Here is a 2,028-nt window from a genome sequence, read left to right as displayed (position 1 = left end):
CCTTATAACTAACTTTCATTATAATGTGGAATCTAAATATCCTTGTTATTTTATATTCGTTATTAATCTTTTTACTCCTTTTTAATACGTTACATGAAATTTTATACAGAATCATCGCTACAAGTACATAAATGTTTGATATTATAGTAATGTTGATGATTTGTAAGGAAAGGAACTACACAATGAATAAAAACATATTAATTATTGATGATGATAAAGAAATTGTTGAATTACTTGCTGTTTATTTGCGAAATGAAGGCTATAACATTTATAAAGCTTATGATGGCGATGAAGCATTGCAAAAGGTTTCTACATATGAAGTTGACCTTATGATTTTGGATATTATGATGCCAAAACGAAACGGATTAGAAGTTTGTCAGGAAGTGCGTGAAAATAATACTGTACCAATTCTAATGCTTAGTGCAAAAGCAGAAGATATGGATAAAATATTAGGTCTTATGACAGGTGCCGATGATTATATGATCAAGCCATTCAATCCATTAGAATTAGTAGCAAGAGTGAAAGCTTTATTACGAAGATCCTCTTTCCAAAACGCTACTTCGCAAAAGAATGAAGATGGTATTATTCGTATTCGCTCTGTTGAAATACACAAACATAATCATACTGTTAAAGTAAATGGAGAGTATATTAAACTAACCTCTATTGAATTCGATATTTTATATTTGCTTGCAAGTAATACAGGAAGAGTATTTAGTTCAGAAGAAATTTTTGAACGCGTTTGGAATGAAGATGGTTACGGTTCAAATAAGACTGTAATGGTCCATATTAGCAACTTACGGGATAAACTTGAAACAGTAATAAATGGAGAAAAATTTATTCACACTGTTTGGGGAGTTGGCTATAAAATTGAGAAATGAAGCATTTGATATATTAAAAGATATCCCTAAATGGAAACTTATTTTTTGGCTCTTATTAGCTATCACACTCACGCCTATTACTGAATTAATTATTTATCGCCTCGTTACGAGTGTAATTGAGAGTTCACTTACTCTAACTGAACTCGGTAAAGAATTCATTCGAATTTTTGGTTATGAAAAGTATAAAGGGATTAAAGAATCGTTATGGATGATGATTGTATCTTATTTGTTTTTATTTTCTATTTTTTCATCCTATCTTTACATTTTTTATCGTCACGAGAAAAAACTTTACTATGAAACTTGTATTAAAAAAATGATAGAAGAAATTCGTTATATTGCAAATGGAAACTTCAATCATAAAGTTTCTATTGTAAATCATAATTATCTAGAAGAATTAGCAATCGGGGTCAATGAAATTGTTGAACAATTAAAAGTCTCCATTGATGAAGAAAGACAAGCGGAACAAGCAAAAAGTGAACTTATTACAAATGTATCACATGACTTACGCACTCCCCTTACTTCTATAGTTGGATACGTAAATTTAATCCATCATGATAATTATAGAGATGAAGTAGAATTGCGATACTATATTCAAGTCATTTACGATAAAGTAACTCGTCTTAATGCATTAATGAATGACTTGTTCGAATATACACGTGTTCAAAATAAAGAGTTAAGCTTGTATTCTGTCCCTATTGACATAGTAGAGTTACTTGGGCAATTAACTGTTCAATTCCGTATACAATTTCAAGAAGCAAATATAGAATGTCGACCTTCTTTCCCATCTCAAAAGCTCATGGTATTAGCTGATGGTGAAAAATTAGTGCGTGTGTTTGAAAATCTTATTATAAACGCTATCGCTTATGGAAGCGAAGGTCGCTATATTGACCTTACTGCTTATGAAAGCAATAATATGATTACAATTGATATAACAAATTACGGACAACCTATTCCTAGTACGGATTTACCTCATATTTTTGAGCGTTTTTATCGCGTTGAGAAATCTCGCTCTACAAACACTGGTGGATCTGGACTTGGATTAGCTATTGCAAAAAGTATAGTCGAATTGCATAAAGGAACAATTGAAGTATATAGTGATGATGAAAAAACAACATTCACTGTAAAACTACTCCCATACAAATGTTAATAT

The 2,028-nt window shown here is 30.8% G+C and carries 2 protein-coding genes; both read left to right on the top strand.

The genetic code is table 11. The features are described from left to right. Positions 1 to 182: 182 nt before the first annotated feature. On the top strand, positions 183 to 878 hold the full coding sequence (locus ABWK52_RS29100) for a response regulator transcription factor (protein WP_001038807.1): 696 nt from the start codon (positions 183 to 185) through the stop codon (positions 876 to 878). Beyond that, positions 868 to 2,025: a sensor histidine kinase gene (locus tag ABWK52_RS29095; protein ID WP_001243309.1), complete on the top strand. Its 1,158-nt coding sequence runs from the start codon at positions 868 to 870 to the stop codon at positions 2,023 to 2,025. Before ABWK52_RS29100 ends, ABWK52_RS29095 begins: the two co-directional genes overlap by 11 nt. The last annotated feature ends 3 nt before the right edge of the window (positions 2,026 to 2,028 follow it).

The organism is Bacillus sp. AP50 (assembly GCF_040492675.1).
Classification (GTDB): domain Bacteria; phylum Bacillota; class Bacilli; order Bacillales; family Bacillaceae_G; genus Bacillus_A; species Bacillus_A cereus.
This window is presented reverse-complemented; position numbering and strand designations above follow the sequence as displayed.

Coding starts and splice junctions, on each gene's coding strand:
- ABWK52_RS29100 (WP_001038807.1), top strand. CDS start 183: ATGAATAAAAACATATTAATTATTGATGATGATAAAGAAATTGTTGAA.